General features: G+C 35.8%; 20 protein-coding genes. 6 read left to right on the forward strand and 14 right to left on the reverse strand.

The window, feature by feature from the left end; translation table 11 throughout:
• Window positions 1-6: 6 nt before the first annotated feature.
• The 13 genes from hisD to BLP81_RS09835 all read right to left on the reverse strand — a co-directional run bounded on the left by hisD (window position 7) and on the right by BLP81_RS09835 (window position 13,350).
• Window positions 7-1,296, reverse strand: a complete 1,290-nt coding sequence (gene hisD / locus BLP81_RS09775; RefSeq protein WP_093368286.1) for a histidinol dehydrogenase — start codon at window positions 1,294-1,296, stop codon at window positions 7-9.
• Window positions 1,296-2,153, reverse strand: coding sequence for an ATP phosphoribosyltransferase (hisG, locus tag BLP81_RS09780; RefSeq protein ID WP_093368287.1), 858 nt, complete (start codon window positions 2,151-2,153; stop codon window positions 1,296-1,298). The genes hisD and hisG overlap by 1 nt, the downstream gene beginning before the upstream one ends.
• A gap of 207 nt (window positions 2,154-2,360) precedes the next feature.
• Window positions 2,361-3,176 (reverse strand): prohibitin family protein, encoded by an 816-nt coding sequence (locus BLP81_RS09785; protein ID WP_093368288.1) that lies wholly within the window; start codon window positions 3,174-3,176, stop codon window positions 2,361-2,363.
• Window positions 3,177-3,187: 11 nt separating this feature from the next.
• The gene (locus tag BLP81_RS09790) at window positions 3,188-5,065 is read right to left on the reverse strand and encodes a hypothetical protein (RefSeq protein WP_245686448.1); all 1,878 of its coding nucleotides are present in this window, start codon (window positions 5,063-5,065) and stop codon (window positions 3,188-3,190) included.
• A gap of 144 nt (window positions 5,066-5,209) precedes the next feature.
• Window positions 5,210-5,956 (reverse strand): 3-oxoacyl-[acyl-carrier-protein] reductase, encoded by a 747-nt coding sequence (gene fabG / locus BLP81_RS09795; RefSeq protein WP_093368289.1) that lies wholly within the window; start codon window positions 5,954-5,956, stop codon window positions 5,210-5,212.
• A 64-nt stretch (window positions 5,957-6,020) separates the two neighbouring features.
• Complete coding sequence (sucD, locus tag BLP81_RS09800) at window positions 6,021-6,896, reverse strand: succinate--CoA ligase subunit alpha (RefSeq protein ID WP_093368290.1); 876 nt, start codon at window positions 6,894-6,896, stop codon at window positions 6,021-6,023.
• Window positions 6,897-6,970: 74 nt separating this feature from the next.
• The gene (locus tag BLP81_RS09805; RefSeq protein WP_093368291.1) at window positions 6,971-7,381 is read right to left on the reverse strand and encodes a hypothetical protein; all 411 of its coding nucleotides are present in this window, start codon (window positions 7,379-7,381) and stop codon (window positions 6,971-6,973) included.
• On the reverse strand, window positions 7,378-8,313 hold the full coding sequence (locus BLP81_RS09810) for a UDP-3-O-(3-hydroxymyristoyl)glucosamine N-acyltransferase (RefSeq protein ID WP_093368292.1): 936 nt from the start codon (window positions 8,311-8,313) through the stop codon (window positions 7,378-7,380). Before BLP81_RS09810 ends, BLP81_RS09805 begins: the two co-directional genes overlap by 4 nt.
• A gap of 10 nt (window positions 8,314-8,323) precedes the next feature.
• Entirely contained in the window at window positions 8,324-8,890 is a 567-nt protein-coding gene (efp, locus tag BLP81_RS09815) for an elongation factor P (RefSeq protein ID WP_093368293.1), read from the reverse strand.
• A gap of 6 nt (window positions 8,891-8,896) precedes the next feature.
• Entirely contained in the window at window positions 8,897-9,679 is a 783-nt protein-coding gene (gene lpxA, locus BLP81_RS09820; RefSeq protein ID WP_093368294.1) for an acyl-ACP--UDP-N-acetylglucosamine O-acyltransferase, read from the reverse strand.
• A gap of 1 nt (window position 9,680) precedes the next feature.
• The gene (locus BLP81_RS09825; RefSeq protein WP_093368295.1) at window positions 9,681-11,075 is read right to left on the reverse strand and encodes a bifunctional UDP-3-O-[3-hydroxymyristoyl] N-acetylglucosamine deacetylase/3-hydroxyacyl-ACP dehydratase; all 1,395 of its coding nucleotides are present in this window, start codon (window positions 11,073-11,075) and stop codon (window positions 9,681-9,683) included.
• Entirely contained in the window at window positions 11,062-12,096 is a 1,035-nt protein-coding gene (gene lpxD, locus BLP81_RS09830) for a UDP-3-O-(3-hydroxymyristoyl)glucosamine N-acyltransferase (RefSeq protein WP_093368296.1), read from the reverse strand. Before lpxD ends, BLP81_RS09825 begins: the two co-directional genes overlap by 14 nt.
• A 24-nt stretch (window positions 12,097-12,120) precedes the next feature.
• Window positions 12,121-13,350 (reverse strand): HD domain-containing protein, encoded by a 1,230-nt coding sequence (locus BLP81_RS09835; protein WP_093368297.1) that lies wholly within the window; start codon window positions 13,348-13,350, stop codon window positions 12,121-12,123.
• Window positions 13,351-13,386: 36 nt separating this feature from the next.
• On the opposite strand from BLP81_RS09835, the gene porX reads away from it, so the two are divergent.
• The 6 genes from porX to BLP81_RS09865 all read left to right on the forward strand — a co-directional run bounded on the left by porX (window position 13,387) and on the right by BLP81_RS09865 (window position 18,908).
• A complete protein-coding gene (gene porX, locus BLP81_RS09840; RefSeq protein ID WP_093368298.1) occupies window positions 13,387-14,937 on the forward strand; it encodes a T9SS response regulator signal transducer PorX in 1,551 nt (516 codons plus the stop codon).
• A 4-nt stretch (window positions 14,938-14,941) separates the two neighbouring features.
• Window positions 14,942-15,352, forward strand: coding sequence for a tRNA (adenosine(37)-N6)-threonylcarbamoyltransferase complex ATPase subunit type 1 TsaE (tsaE, locus tag BLP81_RS09845; protein ID WP_093368299.1), 411 nt, complete (start codon window positions 14,942-14,944; stop codon window positions 15,350-15,352).
• 57 nt (window positions 15,353-15,409) lie between these two features.
• The gene (locus tag BLP81_RS09850; protein WP_093368300.1) at window positions 15,410-16,615 is read left to right on the forward strand and encodes an alanine dehydrogenase; all 1,206 of its coding nucleotides are present in this window, start codon (window positions 15,410-15,412) and stop codon (window positions 16,613-16,615) included.
• Window positions 16,616-16,624: 9 nt separating this feature from the next.
• Window positions 16,625-16,999 carry a DUF4258 domain-containing protein gene (locus tag BLP81_RS09855; RefSeq protein WP_093368301.1) on the forward strand — a complete coding sequence of 125 codons (375 nt, stop codon included), beginning with the start codon at window positions 16,625-16,627 and terminating at the stop codon, window positions 16,997-16,999.
• 58 nt (window positions 17,000-17,057) lie between these two features.
• Window positions 17,058-17,354, forward strand: coding sequence for a hypothetical protein (locus BLP81_RS09860; RefSeq protein ID WP_093368302.1), 297 nt, complete (start codon window positions 17,058-17,060; stop codon window positions 17,352-17,354).
• 126 nt (window positions 17,355-17,480) lie between these two features.
• The gene (locus tag BLP81_RS09865; protein WP_093368303.1) at window positions 17,481-18,908 is read left to right on the forward strand and encodes an MltF family protein; all 1,428 of its coding nucleotides are present in this window, start codon (window positions 17,481-17,483) and stop codon (window positions 18,906-18,908) included.
• On the opposite strand, the gene BLP81_RS09870 is transcribed toward BLP81_RS09865, so the two are convergent.
• Window positions 18,901-20,079, reverse strand: a complete 1,179-nt coding sequence (locus tag BLP81_RS09870) for a hypothetical protein (RefSeq protein ID WP_093368304.1) — start codon at window positions 20,077-20,079, stop codon at window positions 18,901-18,903. The genes BLP81_RS09865 and BLP81_RS09870 overlap by 8 nt on opposite strands.
• Between the last annotated feature and the right edge of the window lie 3 nt (window positions 20,080-20,082).

Here is a 20,082-nt window from a genome sequence, read left to right on the forward strand (position 1 = left end):
CTTGTATTATTTATTCTCAACCTCATTTCTTCGCAAGGTCATCGCGTTTTTGTGAGCCTGTAAACCTTCGGCTTCTGCCATCAGTTCAACCGCTTCACCTATATTCCTAATTCCTTCTTCTGTTATTTTTTGATAGGTAATCGCTTTGTTGAAACTATCCAGATTCACCCCGCTATATTGCTTTGCGTACCCATTAGTAGGCAAAGTATGGTTAGTACCCGAAGCGTAATCTCCGGCGCTTTCCGGTGTATACTTCCCTATAAACACAGAACCGGCATTATTGATATTTTCTACGTAATAATCATCGTTTTTTGTAGAAATGATAAAATGTTCTGGTCCATAAAAATCAATTAATTCCAAAGCTGAAGACTGATCTTTTACCAAAACAAATTTTGAATTTTCAATAGCTTTGGCAGCCATTTCCTTTCTGGGAAGCTCTTTCAATTGATTTTCAATGGCAACTTTTACTTTGTCAATCATAGGTTCATCAGTAGAGACTAAAACGACCTGAGAATCAAAACCGTGTTCTGCCTGACTCAAAAGATCTGAAGCTACAAATTCCGGATTTGCGGTTTCATCGGCAACGACCAAGAGTTCTGATGGTCCGGCGGGCATGTCAATAGCAACGTCAAAAGTAGTAGCCACTTGTTTCGCCACGGTCACATACTGGTTCCCCGGTCCGAAGATTTTATATACCTTGGGAATGGTTTCTGTTCCAAAAGTCATCGCACCAATGGCCTGTATACCGCCGACTTTAAATACTTTATCGATTCCACAAAGCTGAGCTGTATATAGAGTTACAGGATTGATTTTACCAAGTTTGTCTGGTGGAGTACACAATACAATTTCGCTACAACCCGCGATTTTGGCAGGAACAGCCAGCATAAGAATGGTGGAAAATAAAGGTGCCGTTCCTCCCGGGATATATAAGCCTACTTTTTGAATGGGTTTTTTGGCTTGCCAGCAGGTCACTCCCGGCTGCGTTTCCACTTTCACAGGCTCTGTTTTCTGAGCTTCATGAAATTTATGAATATTCGATTTAGCGAGTTGAATCGCCGACTTTAAGGGATCAGAAACCTGGCTTTGTGCCTGGTCGATTTCTTCAGCGCTAACTTCAAAGCTTTTTAAATCTACACCATCAAACATACTGGTGTACTTGAGGACAGCCTGATCTCCACCCTGCTGAATGTTTTTGAAAATATCATCTACAGTGGTTTCGATGTCTTTAAAGGTTCGGGTAGGTCTTTTCAGTAGTTCACCCCAGTCCTCCTTCTTCGGAAATTGTATAGTTTTCATCATAAAATCATTTTTTCAATTGGACTGACAAGAATACTCTCAGCTCCTGCTGACTTCAGCTCATCTATTATTTCCCAGAATTTTTCCTGCTGAAGAACCGTGTGCACAGAACTCCAGTTGGTCTCTGCCAGAGGCATCACCGTTGGACTCTTCATCCCTGGTAAAATTTTGATAATTTCATCAAGTTTGTCATTAGGCGCATTCAGAAGCACATATTTCGAATTTTCGGCTCTCAAAACCGCATCAATTCTAAACAGGAGTTTGTCTAAAATCTGTTGCTTTTCAGCAGTTAAGCTTGGTGAACTCGCCAAAACAGCTTCACTATTTAAAATAACATCAGACTCTTTTAGATTGTTTTTGAAAAGGGTACTCCCACTGGATACGATATCACAAATAGCATCTGCCAAACCGATATTTGGAGCAATCTCTACAGAACCTGTAATCAAATGAATGTTTGCCTTAACGCTGTGTTTGTCCAGATACTTCTGAAGCGTGTTGGGATATGAGGTAGCGATTTGCTTGCCTTCAAGGTCTTTAACGCTTTTCATATCAGATTGCTTTGGAATGGCAAGAGAGACTTTGCATTTTGAAAATCCCAGCCTTTTCTGAATGATCAGGTCCTCCCCTTTCTCTTGGAGCAGATTCTCACCTACTATAGCCAGGTCTGCAATACCATCTCTTAAATACTGAGGTATATCTCCGTTTCGCAAGTAGTAGATTTCAAGCGGAAAATTGGAAGCATCTACTTTCAATTGATCTCTCCCGTTATTGATAGAAATCCCGCAGTCTTTTAAAATCTTTAATGATTCCTCATTAAGTCGACCAGATTTTTGAATTGCAATTCTTAATTTTTCCATGTTAAATTCTTCAAATTTTTAAAATAAAAAACCCGTTAAAGCTTTTGGCTCAAACGGGTATTGTATATGTTCTAAATTCTACATATTACATTCCAACCGCTTTGAGCGAGCTAGGTAAATAATGATGTAGAGTATGTAACTTCATTGCAGTGCAAATTTAAACTAATTATTGAATTCTTAAAATGCTTTTAAGCTTTTAAGAGAAAATTAATTGTTGCCTAAGATGATGGGCATTCCCTCATCTCCGGAACCTATCACAATAACTTTTGCATTTTCAGATTTTGATAATTCAATAGTGGCTTGAATTCCTTTTTCTCTTAAAATCATATCCGTAAGAGAGGCATCTAAAATTTCATTAGCCCTGGCTTTACCTTCAGCTTCAATCTCCTGACGACGTTTCTCTTTGGTCGCTTTTTCCAGGCGGAATTCGTATTCTAAAGATTCCTGCTCCTGTTTCAGTTTTCTTTCAATGGCCTGCTTAATTGTAGGCGGCAATGAAACATCTCTGACAAGAATCCTGTTCACTTGAACGTACTGATTTTTCAACAACTGTTGAGTTTCATCATACATTTCATTTTGAATGGACTCTCTTTTTTGTGCATATAGTTCTTCAGGCTTGTAACGCCCAACAACAGTTCTTGTAGCAGATCTTACTGCAGGCTGAATCAACCTGGAGACATAATCTTCTCCTCTTTCCTTGTGTAATAAGCCTAGCTGGTCATAAGTTGGTTCAAACCAGATGGTAGCATCCAGTTTAATATCCAGTCCGTTTGAAGATAAGACTTGCATAGACTCATCTATGGTTTGCTGTCTTACAGAGTAAACAAAAACAGTATTCCAGGGGGCTACAATATGAAAGCCTTCTTTCATAGGTGCTTCATCGGTAACAACACCTCCACCAAAACGTTTAAATAAAACTCCAGCTTCACCCGAGTTGATATTTACAGTAGAGTTGGCAATAAAAATGATGGCGATAACAACAACTATTATAATTGGTACTATCGCTTTAGGTAATCTTTCCATGATAATAAAATTTAAATTAGGCCTTTATATTTTCTAAAGAACCATTCTAAACTCAAAGTTAAGGCTAATAAAAGGATAAGCCATTCAAAATCAATTAAACTCTGTGATTTTATAATAGATTTTTGAATTGGTTTAGGCTTCTGTGCTTTTAGAGTTGAAATCAATTTTGATCGGTTGGAAAAGGTAAATAACTTTTCAGCAGAAACCAGTTTTCTAAGGCTTTGTATATCAGCATTCTCCAGCTGCATTTCACTTGAATACTTTAAAACCTGAAAACTTCCTTCTTTTGTTAATTTTAGTTCCGGACTTTGAATTTTATACGAATAGTTTCCTGGCTCCAATTTTGACAGATCAAACATATAATCCTCCTCCCCTTTAAGTAATCTGAGAGCTTTAACTTCACCAGTTTCACTGTTTTCTAGTTTTATGTCAAAGTCAAATCGCGTATCACTTTCAAAGTTTTCATTGTAATACTTAACTTTCAAAAATTGGTTTTCTCCCGAATTTATGATGGGTTTCACATTAACTCTGATTGTATTTTTTGATTTTGACTGAGCTAAAAACTGAATAATTTTTTGAAAAGTTTGATCAAACTTGGTAAACGAGGAGTTTTCAACAAAATATTTTGCTCTCCATCTCCATATATTTTCACCAAATAAAATGGACTGCTTGGCGGTCTTGTCAATATTAAAAATCCATAAAGGAGATTCTATCTCAATTCCGTTGAGCTGTTTTTTTAATAAGACTGAATAGTTTTGATTTAGCTGCACATCACCAAACTTATCTTTAAGTGGTGGATAGGAATTAAAATTCAGATTATTGACGAGAAATAAACTAAAATCGGGGTTTAATATGGGAGTATAGGCTTCTGTTGACAAAATCAGTTCTTTTTGAAAACCAAGATTTAAGCTGTTCAGCACGCTGTAGTCTGTATGGGAACCACCAATGATGAAATGATTTATTGAATTGTCCTTAGCTTGATTAATTAAATTCAGAGATGAAGCCTGAGGCTGATAAAAAATAACTAAATCATACTCTGAAATCTCATCAATTTCATCTGTGGATTTATAATCAAATTCTAAAGCTTTACTGGTTTCCAAAACTCTGTTAAAAAATCCGATATCCGGATGCAGCAGATCTGAAAGCAAGAGTATTTTGGATCTAGAATCTATGACCTCTAAAGCTGCTTTTTTATGATTATTGCTTTTGTTTTTTTCTTCTGAAAGCGGTTCTAACTCCACTTTCAAAACCTTTATCCCAACAGCATCAGCACTAAGAAGAAATTCAGTTCTTACTGAGCCTTTTGAAGGGATTTCTAGTGTTTTTTCTTTTATAATTTTACCATCCTGACTTACTTTCAAAGTTTGATTAGTCGATTCAGAAGAATTTTGGCTAACGAAAACTTCTACTGGAAATTTATTTTTTAAATAGGCGTAATTATTGACATTCACCAGGTCAATTTTAGTGTCCTTAAAAGAAGTTGTATCTCCGACAACCAGAATATTTGAAGAAAGTTTAGAGTTGAACGATTTGAAATTATAATCTTCGCCTAAAGTCTGATTTCCATCAGTTATCAAAGCAAATGTGGTTTCAGGTTTTTCTAAAGTATTAGCGTAAGTTATGGCTTTAGAAATATTTGTGGAGGTTTCATTAAAAGACAAGGTGTCGGAAAGAGGCTTCAAATCCGAACCGAATTTGATAAAATCCATATCGTAACTCTCATTTAATTCTTTATCCTGTCTTAGTTGCTCAACAAATGAGTTGATTTCGGATGGATCTGATAAGTGTTTTATGGATTCTGAATTGTCGACAGCAAAAACCAATTTCGGTTTTTCGAGACTATAGCTGGTAACTTCTATTTCCGGATTGATGAGCAATAATCCTAACAAAAAAAAAGACAAAAATCTAAAGAGTGCGAGGACTCTTTGAATTTTGTCTTTGAGAATATTTCTATATAAAATAAGGGTCAAAGCTAATGCACATGCAAAATTTAGAAAAAGCAAGAGCAAAAGTTGACTGGTCATCATTTATTATTAGGTTAGCATTCCACCATCCACGCTTAAGGTTTGACCTGTGATATAAGAACTCATGTCACTTGCTAAGAATACACAAGCGTTAGCGATATCATCTGGCTGCCCACCGCGCTTTAAAGGGATGGCTTGTCTCCAGCTTTCTACAGTTTTTTCGTCAAGTTTTTCTGTCATTTCGGTTTCAATAAAACCAGGAGCGACCACATTGGAGCGAATATTTCTGGAACCCAGTTCTAAAGCAACAGATTTTGAAAACCCAATAATCCCAGCTTTAGAAGCAGAATAGTTCGCCTGGCCAGCATTACCTTTAATACCAACAACAGAACTTATATTTATAATGCTGCCGTGTCTTTGCTTCAGCATCGGTCTTAAAACAGCTTTGGTCAAGTTGAAAACGGAGTTCAAATTAACTTTGATCACTTGGTCAAAATCGTCTTCACTCATTCTCATCAACAAATTATCTTTGGTAATTCCTGCATTGTTTATCAATACATCGATGCTGCCAAAATCTTTGATAATATCATCGGCCAGTTTCTGAGCCTGATTAAAGTCTGAAGCGTCAGATTGGTAGGCTTTAGCTTTTACACCAAAGGTTTTTAAATGATCTTCTAGTTCATGTGCAGAACTGGAAGACGAATTATAAGTAAACGCAACATTAGCTCCGTGCTTTGCAAAAACTTCAGCAATACCTTTACCTATTCCACGGCTACCTCCTGTAATAATTACATTTTTTGAGTTTAATAATTTCATATAGCTTCAAATTTATATATAAAAAAAGCCCTTGATTTATAACCAAAGGCTTTTCAATAAAATATTATTTAGATAAAACTTCTGCTACTTTTTTTCCGATTTCAGCAGGTGAATCCACAACGTGTATTCCAGAATCTTTAAGAATTTTTTTCTTGGCCTGAGCAGTGTCTTCACTTCCCCCTACAATAGCACCAGCATGTCCCATAGTTCTTCCAGCAGGAGCAGTCTCGCCAGCGATAAAACCAATAACAGGCTTTTTGCTACCACTCTCCTTATACCACTTTGCAGCCTCGGCTTCCAATTGACCACCAATTTCTCCAATCATAACGACACATTCAGTATCTGGATCATTAACCAGCAATTCAACTGCATCTTTGGTTGTGGTTCCAATAATAGGATCTCCGCCAATTCCAATAGCTGTTGTGATGCCAAATCCTTCTTTCACCACCTGGTCAGCAGCTTCATAAGTCAATGTTCCGGATTTGGAAACAATACCTACTTTACCTTTTTTGAAAACAAAACCTGGCATAATACCAACTTTAGCTTCACCCGGAGTAATTACACCAGGACAGTTAGGGCCTATAAGTCTGCAGTCTTTGCTTTTAATGTAATTTGAAGCCTTGATCATGTCCTTCACTGGAATTCCTTCAGTAATGGTTATAATGACTTTGATACCAGCATCTGCAGCTTCCATAATGGCATCTGCAGCAAAAGCCGGTGGTACAAAAATAATCGTAGTATCTGCATCTACTTTTTCAACTGCATCTGCAACTGTATTGAAAACTGGCTTTCCTAAATGTTCAGTTCCACCTTTTCCTGGAGTTACACCACCAACGATGTTAGTTCCATAATCAATCATTTGTTCAGCATGAAAAGAGCCTTCACTCCCTGTAAATCCTTGAACAATTATTTTTGAATCTTTATTGACTAAAACGCTCATAAGTTTGTTTAATTTTTGTTGAACAAAAGTAATTTTTTAAGACGAGCCCTAAAAATTATTAAGTATTAAATTGTCTAATTATGGTCATTAATAAAGGATAATATTCCTTCCAAACCGTCATCACATGGTTGAGACATAATATATCCTCTGTAAAGTTGATTATCTTTTATCTCCCAAACACTAAAAAAATCGGCTAAACCGATAAGATCCTGAGATTCCATGGTCTCTACATTATAGGTGAATCTGGCACAGACCTTATTGTTTTCTTCTATAAGGTGAGAAAATTCCGGTGACATATTTTCAAAAGATTTACCCATTTCCTGGGACATCGATTTAAATTTATCATAATCAAACTGAAAAAAACCTTTACTGCTGTTCCAGTTAATCTTTATTTTAGGATGGATATATTTATCGAAATCAGCTGTATTTTTATAGTATTTTGACGTAAAAAAATTTGTAACTAATGTTTTATTATCGGGTATCATAAATTTTTCAATTTTTGGATAATGTCTGGTATTCTATTAATATAAGCTAATTCTCTATATTTCTTTTTAATATCATCTGCTGGAGTCCCAAAATAGGTTGTATTAGGTTTTAAGTTTTTGCTTATCCCGGATTGAGCATATATAATTGCCTTCTTACCTATCGTCAATCCGCTTGCAATACCAACCTGACCCCAAATTGTTACTTCATCTTCAATTACAACACAACCAGCAATACCAGTTTGAGAGGCAATAAGACATTTTTTTCCAATCACAGTATCATGACCCACCTGGACTTGATTATCAATTTTGGTTCCTTCACCTATCCTCGTTATACCCGATACACCTTTGTCAATAGTGCAGAGCGCACCGATTTCAACATGATCTTCAATCTTAATGCTACCGCCTGAAAGAAGCTTGTCATGATGGGTTGAGCGGTTTTTATAATAAAAGGCATCGGCTCCTAAAACAGTCCCAGCATGAATCTGAACATTATTTCCGATTTCAACGCCATCATAAATCGAAACATTGCTATGTATAATACAATTATCACCAATTTTCACATGATTACCTATAAACACATTAGGTTGTATAATTGTAGATTTACCAATTTTTGCTGAATTTGATTTCGCTTCAGCTGATGATTCAAACGGTGAAAAATGAGCGGTGATTTTATTAAAATCAGTAAAAGGATCTTCTGAAATCAAAAGTGCTTTGCCCTCGGGGCAATCCACTTTTTTATTGATCAGCACAACGCTAGCCTTGGATTTTAGAGCTTTATCGTAATATTTGGGATGATCTACAAATACAATATCGCCATGCTCTACCACATGAATCTCATTAATTCCTAAAATTTCAAAATCGGGTTTACCAACAAATTCAGCATCGATGAGCTGAGAAATCTGTCTAAGACTCTGTGGTTGTGGAAACTTCATTTATGTTAACTTATTCTTTGATTCGCTCCTTGTAAGTCCCCTTATCAGTTTCCACTTTTACCTTATCTCCTTCATTGATGAACAAAGGAACGTTAACTTCTGCACCAGTTTCAAGGGTTGCAGGTTTAGTTGCATTGGTAGCCGTATTACCTTTAACTCCAGGTTCAGTTTGAGTTACTTCCAAAACAACATGTGGAGGCATGTCTACCGATAGTGGTAAATTATCTTCAGTATTGATTAAGATGGTCACTACTTCACCTTCTTTCAGCAGATTGGGCATATCAAGAGCAGCTTCAAGAAGTCTGATCTGCGTGTAGTCATCGACGTTCATAAAGTGGTAAAATTCTCCTTCCTGATATAAAAACTGATATTTATGAGTTTCCACTCTAACTTCTTCAATTTTATGACCTGCAGAAAAGGTGTTGTCAATGACTTTTCCTGTGGTTACACTTTTGAGTTTCGTTCTCACGAAAGCTGGCCCTTTACCGGGTTTGACGTGTAAAAACTCAGTAACTTTAAATATATCGTGATTGTATCTTATACACAATCCATTCCTGATGTCGCTTGTTGTAGCCATAATTTTTTAATTTGAAAAATATCCTTTCATGATTCCTCTTTGTGAATCTTTAATAAACTGAAGTATTTCGTCACGTTCCGGAGTTGCTTCCATTTCAGCTTCTATAATTGAAACCGCCTGACTGTTGTTGTAATTTTTCTGATAAAGAATTCTATAAATATTCTGAATTTCACTTATTTTGTCGGTGTCAAAGCCCCTACGTCTCAATCCTACCGAATTTATTCCGACATAAGACAGGGGTTCCCTACCCGCTTTCACAAAGGGAGGAACATCTTTTCTAACCAAGGAACCCCCTGTTATAAAAGCGTGTCTTCCGATACTGCAAAATTGCTGAACAGCGGCCATTCCTGCAAGTACAGCATAATCTCCAACTACAATGTGACCTGCAAGAGTACTATTATTGGAAAACACACAATTGTCACCCACAATACAATCGTGAGCAATGTGACAATAAGCCATTATCCAGCAATTTCTCCCGACTTTGGTTTTCATTTTGTCACTTGTCCCTCTGTTGATAGTGACACATTCTCTAATCGTGGTATTATCCCCAATTTCGGTGATGGTGTCTTCGTCTTCAAATTTTTTATCTTGAGGAACAGCGGAAATTACTGAACCAGGAAAAATACTTACGTTTTTACCTATACGAGCACCTTCCATAATGGTAACATTAGAACCAATCCAAGTACCTTCTCCAATTTCAACATTGTTATGGATAGTCGTAAAAGGTTCTATCACCACATTTTTGGCAATTTTTGCACCAGGGTGAACGTATGCTAAGGGTTGATTCATGTTATTTTGATTTTACAATTTGCGCCATGAGTTCTGCTTCACAAGCTAATTTATCATTTGCATAAGCATAACCCTGCATATGACAAATTCCACGGCGTATTGGAGATATAAGTTCTAATTTAAATATAAGTGTATCTCCTGGAACCACTTGCTGTTTAAACTTAACATTATCGATTTTGATAAAATAGGTCAAATAATTTTCAGGATCTTCTACTGTGCTTAATGCTAAAATCCCTCCGGTTTGAGCCATAGCCTCAATCTGAAGAACACCAGGCATTACAGGCTTTCCAGGAAAATGCCCTACAAAAAAAGGTTCATTCATGGTCACGTTTTTTGTGCCGATAACCGAGCTATCCGTCAATTCAAATATCTTGTCCACAAGCAAAAAGGGAGGCCTGTGAGGCAATCTGTTCATGATTTCTGTTACATCATAAAGCGGAGGCTTATTGAGATCGAACTTAGGAACTTTATTTCGTTTTTCAGTTTTTATAATTTTTGCAAGTTTTTTTGCAAACTGGGTATTTATGGAATGCCCCGGCTTGTTTGCTATGACTTTCCCTCGGATGTGAGTTCCAACTAAAGCTAAATCTCCTATGACATCCAGTAATTTATGTCTTGCTGCCTCATTGGGATAATGCAAAGTAAGATTATCTAAAATTCCATTAGTTTTTACTGAGATTTCATTTTTACCAAAGGCCTTTTTTAAACTTTCCATTGTTTCAGGGGATAGTTCTTTATCCACATAAACAATAGCGTTATTTAAATCGCCTCCTTTTATAAGACCATTGGCAAGCATAGCTTCTAGCTCATGGAGAAAACTGAAGGTTCTAGAATCTGAAATTTCTTCCTTGAAATCGTCCATGGTGTTCAAATAGGCATTCTGAGTTCCCAGTACCTTAGTGCCAAAATCTACCATGGTAGTTACCTGATACTCATTAGCTGGCATGACAATGATTTCAGATCCAGTTTCTTCATCTTTAAAGGAAATTACATCCTTAACGATAAATTCATCCCTGGGAGCATCTTGTTCTTCCAGACCAGCTTTTTCTAGGGCTTCAACGAAAAATTTAGATGAACCATCCATTATTGGTGGTTCTGAAGCATTCAATTCTAAAAGTATATTGTCAATACCTAAGCCAACACATGCTGCAAGTACATGTTCTGAAGTTTGGATGACAACTCCATTTTTTTCAAGACTTGTTCCTCTATCCGTATTTGTAACTAAAGCTGCATCTGCTGGAATGAAAGGCTCTCCTTCCAAATCTATTCTTTTGAAAGCAAAACCATGATTTATTGGAGCAGGTTTGAAAGTCAGCGTTACATTCTGGCCAGTATGAAGTCCTACCCCATGCAGGGAAACTTCTTTCTTAATGGTAGTTTGATTATTTATTTTCATTCTTAGGAAGTTGTTTTTCAATATTGTCTATTCGACTTATAATTTTCGGGAAGTTTCTAAAATGAACATAAGACTTATTGAAATCACTATATCCAAAAGCTGGTGATCCCTGAATAGCTTCACCATCCTTTATATTTCTCCCTACACCAGTCTGAGCCTGTATTTTTACGCGGTCGCCTATTTTTATATGTCCTGCAATTCCTACCTGACCACCGATAAGGCAATTTTTACCGATCTTGGTAGATCCCGCAACACCGGTTTGTGCAGCTATTGCAGTATGTTCACCAATTTCAACATTATGAGCAATCTGAATCTGATTGTCCAATTTCACACCTTTCCTGATAATAGTTGAGCCTAAAGTTGCCCTGTCTATCGTTGTTGCAGCGCCAATATCTACATTATCTTCTATAATCACGTTACCAATTTGTGGGATTTTTGAATATTCACCCTTATCTGAGGGCGAAAAACCAAATCCATCGGCACCAATAATCACCCCGCTGTGGAATGTACAATGGTTTCCGATTTGTGTTTCAGAATAAATCTTACTGCCGGCAAATATGGTTACATGATCACCGATGATCACATTGTCACCTATATAAACGTTTGGATATATTTTTACATGGTCACCAATGATAACGTTTTCTCCAATATAAGCAAAAGCTCCGACATAAGGCTCTTTTCCCAGCTTAGCAGAATCTGATATTGAACTGGGAGTTTCGATTCCTTTTTTATCTAACTTAATCTGATTGTAAACTTCTAAAAGTTTGGAAAAAGCTTCGTAAGAATCTTCAACTTTAATCAAGGTTGTAGACAAGTTCTGATTTTTTTCAAAACTTTTATTCACTATACAAATACTAGCCTCAGTTTCATAAATATATGAAGTATACTTAGGATTAGATAAAAAAGTAAGTGACCCCGCTTTGCCTTCCTCTATCTTCGAAAGCTTATCGACTTCGGCATCAGGATTACCCACAATGTCTCCATCAAGTATGTCTGCAATTTGTTGCGCTGTAAATTTCATCGTGGCAAAAATAGAAAAAAACGGTTAATTATAGGATTTTGGATAACATATGTAATATTTGATAACTGTTTTAGACAGTGCCTTAAGGTTTAATTGATCTGAAGCCGAAGACACATCTTTAATCTTACCATTTTTATACCACATATTAATATGTTCTTTATCAGGTTGGTAAGCAAGATTTGAGGTGGATCCTTCAAAAACAAAATATTCTGCCTCAGACCTGGAAATCTTGAAACTCTCTTGAACTCTTTTCAAATACTCATCAATTTTTGAGGATTCGACAGGCTCGTTTTTTAACTTAACTTTTAGTAAATCTCTGTTCAAAATCATCTGGCTAAGTTTACTCAACACAAAATCTTCATGATGCTGCCAGACTTTCAAAGCAGAAATAATATCGTAATCATCTAACTTGGAAAACAGTTCTAAAGTGATTTCATCAAAATTTTCTGAATCAATTTTGTGTCTTAAAAAATAATTCAAAGTAGAATTTTCAATAATCTCTTCCGTAGTCTCGAAAACAAACTTCGCTCTAAGCAAAAGTCTAATTAAAATTTGCTCTGCACACAAACTTGTTTTATGCAAATAAACCTGCCAGTACATAAGCCTTCTGGCGACAAGAAACTTTTCGATGGAATAAATTCCCTTTTCTTCTACCACAAGTTCATCATCAACCACATTGAGCATATTGATGAGTCGCTCACTATTGATATTTCCTTCAGCAACGCCGGTGTAGAAACTATCCCGTTTCAAATAATCCAGCCGGTCTATATCCAACTGGCTTGAGATGAGCTGGCAGAGGAATTTTTTGTGATGATTCCCTCTAAAAATGTCAATTGCAAGATTTAATTGCCCCTCAAATTCTGAGTTTAATCTGTTCATAAATTCCAGGGACAAATATTCATGAGACAAATCATTTACTATGGAATGTTCTAAGGCATGGGAAAACGGACCGTGACCAATATCATGAAGTAAAATAGCAATAAGAACCGCTTCTTCTTCCTCCTCCGTAATTTCAATGCCTTTTGATTTTAAAATGTCTAAGGTTTTCTTCATGAGATGAAGACAACCTAAAGCATGATGAAATCTGGTATGGTTGGCTCCGGGATATACCAAATGAGAGAGTCCCATCTGAGTAATCCGCCTCAATCTTTGAAAATAAGGATGCTCAATAAGATCAAAAATTAAGGGACTGGGTATGGTAATAAATCCATAAATTGGATCGTTTATTATCTTAAGTTTGTTCCTTTGGTTCAATTTTAAAATTTTTAAAACACAAATATACAGCTATATATGTCAAAGATAAAAGTACTCTGGGTGGATGATGAGATAGATTTGCTAAAGCCGCATATTTTGTTTTTAGAGAAGAAATCCTATGAAGTGACCACTTGCCAAAGTGGTACAGAAGCGATAGATGAAGTTTCCAAAACAAATTTTGACATCGTTTTTTTAGATGAAAATATGCCCGGTCTTACGGGTTTGGAAACACTGAATGAATTAAAAGCTATCCGTAGTGATCTTCCTGTCATCATGATTACCAAAAGTGAAGAAGAATATATTATGGAGGAAGCCATCGGCTCTAAAATAGCAGATTACCTTATAAAGCCTGTCAATCCCAATCAAATCCTTCTGAGTCTAAAGAAGAATTTAGACCATTCTAGATTAATTTCTGAAAAAACAACTTTGAATTATCAGCAGGAGTTTAGTAAGATTTCTATGGAATTGACCAACGTGAATTCTTATCAGGAATGGGTAGATTTATATTTAAAATTGATTTATTGGGAAATAGAACTGGAAACCGTTGAAGATAGTGGGATGTTTGAAATCCTTGAATCTCAAAAAAACGAGGCTAATATTCAATTCTGTAAATTTATAGATAAACATTATCCCACATGGTTCGAAAAAAACTCAGACTCTCCTACTTTATCTCATACGCTTTTCAAATCCAAAATATTACCCGAACTTTCCAAAGAGCAGCCAACGCTACTAGTCGTGGTGGATAATTTAAGATACGACCAATGGAAATCCTTCGAATCTACTATAGCCAACCATTACAAAAAAAAGAAGGAAGAGCCCTATTTTAGCATTTTACCTACTGCAACTCAATACGCCAGAAATGCCATATTTTCAGGATTGACTCCTGCCGACATGGAAAAAATTTATCCAGAATATTGGTTAAACGACACCGATGAAGGGGGGAAAAATCAATTTGAAGAAGACTTTTTAAGATCTCAACTTAGCAGACTTGGGAAAGATTATAAAACCCAATATCATAAAATAACAAATGTTGCGAAGGGAAGAAAATTAGCTGAAAATTTCAGGAGCCAAAAAAACAATGACTTAACCGTTTTGGTTTACAACTTTGTGGATATGCTATCGCATTCCAAAACCGAACTGGAAGTGATTAAAGAGTTAGCTTCCAATGACAAATCCTACAGATCCTTAACCCAAAGCTGGTTTAAAAACTCGCCTTTGCTGGATATCATTCAGCAAGCTCAGAGTTTGGGTTTTAAACTGATTATGACCACAGACCATGGCACAATAAATGTAAAACATCCGTCTAAAGTGGTTGGAGATAAGAATACAAGTTTAAATCTGAGATACAAAACCGGCAAAAGCCTTACTTATAACGAAAAAGATGTGGTTGTGGCTAAAGATCCCAAAAAAATCCATTTGCCCAGTATCAATATGTCAAGTTCGTTTATTTTTGCCAAAGAAAATTATTTTCTAGCTTATCCCAATAATTACAACTATTACGTGAACTACTACAGAAACTCATACCAACACGGTGGAATATCTCTTGAAGAAATGATCATCCCCTTTGTCGTAATGGAACCCAGATAAAATCATGCAGTTAACTTATAAATTAGAGGATCTTGATAAGATAGCAGCTCAAATCTTAGAAAAAGCAAATTCAAAATATATGTTATTTTCTGGAGAAATGGGTGTTGGTAAAACGACACTCATCAAAGAACTTGTCAAACAATTAGGCAGTACGGATCAGGTTTCTAGCCCTACTTTTTCCCTGGTTAACGAATATGAAGCTGAAAATACAGCTATCTACCATTTTGATTTTTACAGGATTGAAGATGAAGCTGAAGCCTTTGATATGGGGTTTGAAGATTATCTGAATGATTCACATTATGTAGTTATAGAGTGGCCTGAAAAAATCTCAAATCTTTGGCCCGAACACTATACTTTAATTGAACTCAGTGAAGATGAAGACCAATTGCGCACATTGACTTTGACTGAGTTTTAATCAAATAAGAAGAGTTTCCGATTAATTTTAATTATTTTCGCTTAACTAATTTTTTCAATGAATCCACACTCTTCAAAATCACCTTTTTCAACTTCAGAATTACTTCCACAAGAAGAAATGCTTGAGATTCAGCGTTCTAAAGGAGAATTGTTTATTGGTCTTCCTAAAGAAACCTCCTATCAGGAAAAACGCGTTTGCCTTACTCCGGATGCAGTCAATGCCTTAAGTCAAAACGGTCATAGAGTTTTAATCGAAAGCGGTGCCGGACTTCAAGCCAATTTCAGTGATAAAGATTACAGTGAAGCCGGCGGAGAAGTTACAAAAGACACAAGCAAAGTTTTTTCTTGTCCTGTCATTTTAAAAGTTGCTCCTCCATCTGAAGAAGAGCTTACTTTAATAAAGCCTCAAGCTATATTAATATCGGCTTTACAGCTTAAAACAAGGAAAAAATCATATTTTGAAACGCTTTCCAAAAAAAGAATTACGGCGCTTGCCTTTGAGTTTATTAAAGATGAGTTTGGGGCTTATCCTGCCGTCAGAGCTTTAAGTGAAATCGCTGGGACTTCGTCAATTTTAATCGCTGCTGAACTTTTATCGAACATGTCCGGAGGAAATGGACTTATGTTTGGTAATATAAGTGGAGTTCCTCCGGTAGAGGTTGTCATTCTCGGTGCTGGAACTGTTGGTGAATTTGCGACGAGAAGTGCTTTAGGACTTGGAGCCGGCGTCAAAGTATTTGACAGTTCTCTTACCAAATTGCGCTGTTTGCAAAGCAATATTGGCCGTACTTTATTTACGTCTACACTGCAGCCAAAAATACTTTTAAAAGCTTTAAAAAGAGCCGATGTAATTGTAGGTGGAGCAAAAGGAAAAAACAGAGCCCCAGTAATTGTCTCTGAGGAAATGGTGAAGAAAATGAAAAAAGGGTCTGTTATCATCGATGTTAGCATAGATATGGGAGGTTGTATAGAGTCTTCTGTGATAACCACTCACGACAGCCCAACATTTATAAAACACGATGTGATTCATTATTGTGTTCCTAATATACCCTCCAGATATTCCAGAACGGCCTCTTTATCTTTAAGCAACATCTTCACTCCTTATTTACTTCACATTGGCGAGGAAGGCGGCCTGGAACCAGCCTTGAGAATTGATTCCGGGTTAAGAAATGGACTTTATTTTTACCATGGTATCCTGACCAATAAATCCGTTGCAGAATGGTTTGATCTCAATCACAGAGACCCTAATTTACTTATCTTTTAAAACTATTTCATGAAATTTATTCATAGACTCGGCTATTATCTGTCTGGATTTGTTGTAGGAATCATTATGCTCATGTTTTTTCTGGGTGGTAAAAAAACATCCTGTGACTGGGGCCTGGATGCCCGAGTTTTAAAAAACATCAGAAATAAAGAGCGTATCCTTTCTGAGGAAGCATTGGTTTTTTTTAAAGACAAACAAATAGACACCTCCTCTATTTCTTATATCTTGGAAGCAGGAGATGTCAATTTCAAAAAAAGTAATATTGAAGCAAAACCTTGTAAAACTTATCAGGTTGAAGGTGAAGCTGAGGAACAAAAGTTAGGCTTGATTTTTGAAAATTGTGATTCTACCGCAGTTTTGAAAAGAGTTTTTATTTTAAAATAAATTTGTTTTTTTATGTGAACTTTTATTTTATGTTTGTTAGAGACAAACACAATTTAGAATGAAACGCATCATTATTGATTACAAAAAACTTACTCCTGAAATACTTTCAATGCTTGTCCAAAAATATCCTGATGGTTACGATGATCGTGATGTTTTGGTCTTCAAAAATTCAAAAAATGAAACCGTTGAAGCCGTTGAAGTCAAAACAGAAGACACCATTTATCTTGTTAAAATTAGCACCAGACTGGAAGATACAATGACCAAATTCGACGTTGAAGACTTTGAAGATGAAGAAATGGACATGAATTATGTGGATTTGCCCCAAAGTAGTGATGAAGACAACCCGGAAGATTAAATAGTTAACAATCAAATCATTATAATTATAAAGCCAGCCAAGTCTGGCTTTTCTATTTTTAAAACCTTAAGAAATTCTTTCGATGCACTAAAGTAATTGCTATATTGAAAATTATAATATACCGATATGAAAAAAATTCTATTCCTATTTTCGATAATAATCCTGAGTTGTCAAACCAATACGAACACAGATAAAGGCGCTGATAAAAACGCCGAAAAGTTTTCCAGGGATTTAGATAAAATAAAAGAAAGCGGAGTTTTAAAAGCGCTAACCGTCTATTCTGGAACTACTTATTTTTTGTACAAAGGCAGACCCATGGGTTTTGAATATGAGTTATTGGAAAGACTTGCTGAAGACCTTGATGTAGAGCTTGAAATGATTGTTGCCAAAGATGAAAACAGGCTGATTGAATTGTTACAAGATGGTGAGGGTGACCTACTAGCTTATGGTTATACCATCACTGAATCTAGAAAAAAACGCATCAATTTCACAACCCCTCTTTACTTATCACATCAAGTTTTGATTCAAAGAAAACCTGAGAGTTGGAGACGCATGAAATTACATGAAATCAAAGATTATCTCGTAACTAATCCTATAGAATTAATTGGAGATACAATTTCAGTAAAACGAAATTCCTCGTATGCTTCACGAGTAGAAAATTTATCCAATGAGCTGGGGGGTAAAATTTTTATAGACACCCTCAAAGGCACACTTTCTACTGATAAAATTATTAAGAAGGTCGCCGATGGAGACATTAAATATACGATTGCCGATGAGAACATCGCTTTTATTAATTCATCCTACTATCCTATTCTAGATATAGGTACTTCTTTAAGTTTATCACAACGCATAGGATGGGCTGTAAGAAAAAGAGATACCCAACTGCTGGCTACCGTAAATCAATGGTTAGAAAACGCTAAAAAAACTACTGATTATCATGTTATTTACAACAAATATTTCAAGAATAAAAGACTGTATAAGAAAAGGGTAAAAAGCGATTTTTATAGCATTAATGAAAACAAAATTAGCCCCTACGATGCTATGATCAAAAAGAACGCAGCACTTATCAATTGGGATTGGAGACTATTAGCTTCAGTAACTTATCAAGAATCTCAATTTCAGCCACAAAGCAATTCCTGGGCAGGTGCTAGCGGACTTATGCAAATCATGCCGGCAACCGCAAGGGAACTGGGTGTTACAGATCCTTATAATCCTGAGCAAAGCCTGAAAGCTGGAGCAATATACCTGGATCAAATGATGAAAAGTCATGAGAACATAACCGATAGTATTCAACGAATAAAATTTGCACTTGGTTCTTACAATAGCGGACTCTACCATGTAAAAGATGCTCAAAAACTAGCTGAAAAACAAGGTTTAGATCCTCTGGTCTGGGATAATAACGTAGAACTTGCTTTACTTGACTTGAGTTTTCCAGAGCATTATAACAAATCATTTATAAAATATGGTTACGTAAGAGGAGAAGAACCTTTCAATTACGTAAGAGATATCTTTAAAAGATATGATCATTATAGACAGTTTATTGAATTTAAATAGACTGCTGTTGTTTAAGTATAGTCTTTAATTTAGATTTTATGTCTTCAGAAGCATCAATCAGCATTTGATTATCCGGAGGATATTTGACAGGTCTTCCTCTAAGCAGATAAATTTCATCCTTGTTTAAGATTCTTTGATCTCCTTCAAAACTTGCAAATCTATTTTCAAAAACAAAAGTGCTTTCTAATGGATATGAATTTATTTTTTGCTCTGTGTTTAAATCAAAATAATTCACTTCGGCAATTACACTAACTTCTTTACTTTGAACAGTCTCAGATAAAATACCTTCTTTTGAAATAATAATATCCTCTTTGATCTTGTTTCCGTTTTCATCTAAAACATAATTATTTCTGCTATCTGTTTTATATCTCCACCCGTCAAGGATTTCTCTTTCTATTGGAATTTGCCTTTCCAGAAGTCGTTCAGGTGAAAATTGAATTGATGTGAAATAAATTTCAATGGAATAATCATAGTTTACATTTTCTCTTTCGTTGATATGATACTCGGTCCAAAGATCATTTACATTGAAAATGCTAAAATTTAATAGCCTCTCCTCTACCTGAACCGGAATCACTTGCTTTGTATCATTATACAGTGAAACAAGAATCAGGTCAATTCCATTTAAATATGCTTCTCTTTTGAGCTCGGATGTATTTCTATATCCAGGTGCAAGTTTTTCTAACTCAACAAAGCTATTGTAGGCCAAGCGTTTATCAATTTTATCTTTTGATCTTAAGAATTCACTGGCTTTGGTGTATAAATAGTTTGCATAATTTTCTTTCTCAACCAAAAGATTATCGGTAACATCATAAAATTCAAAAGCAACAACTTCTCCGGTTTCAAGTTTTAGGGGTAAAAGTGGTTTTATTCTATTTTGAATGCTTTGAAGGCTTACATAAGACTCATATATGGCCTTGGAGTTATCCCTTAAGGTTTCTCTCTCCATAAAGCTGATCTGATTTATAGTTCGCTCTCTGTATTTATCATAAGATTGTTTGAGTAAATCAACGTAAATAGCACTTTTGTTACTGTATTTATTATTCTGAAGCTGTTCTACAGATTCATTTATAGCTTTTATATAATCTCCGGAATTAAGTGCTCGCTGAGTCTTCTTAACCGAACTACAGGATGTGAGTATTATTAAAGCAAGAAGACTTATAGATATTTTCATAAT

This window comes from Psychroflexus sediminis (assembly GCF_900099815.1).
Taxonomy (GTDB): domain Bacteria; phylum Bacteroidota; class Bacteroidia; order Flavobacteriales; family Flavobacteriaceae; genus Psychroflexus; species Psychroflexus sediminis.

Excerpts from the sequence above, each read along its gene's own strand:
- hisD (WP_093368286.1), bottom strand. The coding sequence starts at position 1,296 with ATGAAAACTATACAATTTCCGAAGAAGGAGGACTGGGGTGAACTACTG.
- hisG (WP_093368287.1), bottom strand. The coding sequence starts at position 2,153 with ATGGAAAAATTAAGAATTGCAATTCAAAAATCTGGTCGACTTAATGAG.
- BLP81_RS09785 (WP_093368288.1), bottom strand. The coding sequence starts at position 3,176 with ATGGAAAGATTACCTAAAGCGATAGTACCAATTATAATAGTTGTTGTT.
- fabG (WP_093368289.1), bottom strand. The coding sequence starts at position 5,956 with ATGAAATTATTAAACTCAAAAAATGTAATTATTACAGGAGGTAGCCGT.
- sucD (WP_093368290.1), bottom strand. The coding sequence starts at position 6,896 with ATGAGCGTTTTAGTCAATAAAGATTCAAAAATAATTGTTCAAGGATTT.
- BLP81_RS09805 (WP_093368291.1), bottom strand. The coding sequence starts at position 7,381 with ATGATACCCGATAATAAAACATTAGTTACAAATTTTTTTACGTCAAAA.
- BLP81_RS09810 (WP_093368292.1), bottom strand. The coding sequence starts at position 8,313 with ATGAAGTTTCCACAACCACAGAGTCTTAGACAGATTTCTCAGCTCATC.
- efp (WP_093368293.1), bottom strand. The coding sequence starts at position 8,890 with ATGGCTACAACAAGCGACATCAGGAATGGATTGTGTATAAGATACAAT.
- lpxA (WP_093368294.1), bottom strand. The coding sequence starts at position 9,679 with ATGAATCAACCCTTAGCATACGTTCACCCTGGTGCAAAAATTGCCAAA.
- BLP81_RS09825 (WP_093368295.1), bottom strand. The coding sequence starts at position 11,075 with ATGAAAATAAATAATCAAACTACCATTAAGAAAGAAGTTTCCCTGCAT.
- lpxD (WP_093368296.1), bottom strand. The coding sequence starts at position 12,096 with ATGAAATTTACAGCGCAACAAATTGCAGACATACTTGATGGAGACATT.
- porX (WP_093368298.1), top strand. The coding sequence starts at position 13,387 with ATGTCAAAGATAAAAGTACTCTGGGTGGATGATGAGATAGATTTGCTA.
- tsaE (WP_093368299.1), top strand. The coding sequence starts at position 14,942 with ATGCAGTTAACTTATAAATTAGAGGATCTTGATAAGATAGCAGCTCAA.
- BLP81_RS09850 (WP_093368300.1), top strand. The coding sequence starts at position 15,410 with ATGAATCCACACTCTTCAAAATCACCTTTTTCAACTTCAGAATTACTT.
- BLP81_RS09855 (WP_093368301.1), top strand. The coding sequence starts at position 16,625 with ATGAAATTTATTCATAGACTCGGCTATTATCTGTCTGGATTTGTTGTA.
- BLP81_RS09860 (WP_093368302.1), top strand. The coding sequence starts at position 17,058 with ATGAAACGCATCATTATTGATTACAAAAAACTTACTCCTGAAATACTT.
- BLP81_RS09865 (WP_093368303.1), top strand. The coding sequence starts at position 17,481 with ATGAAAAAAATTCTATTCCTATTTTCGATAATAATCCTGAGTTGTCAA.
- BLP81_RS09870 (WP_093368304.1), bottom strand. The coding sequence starts at position 20,079 with ATGAAAATATCTATAAGTCTTCTTGCTTTAATAATACTCACATCCTGT.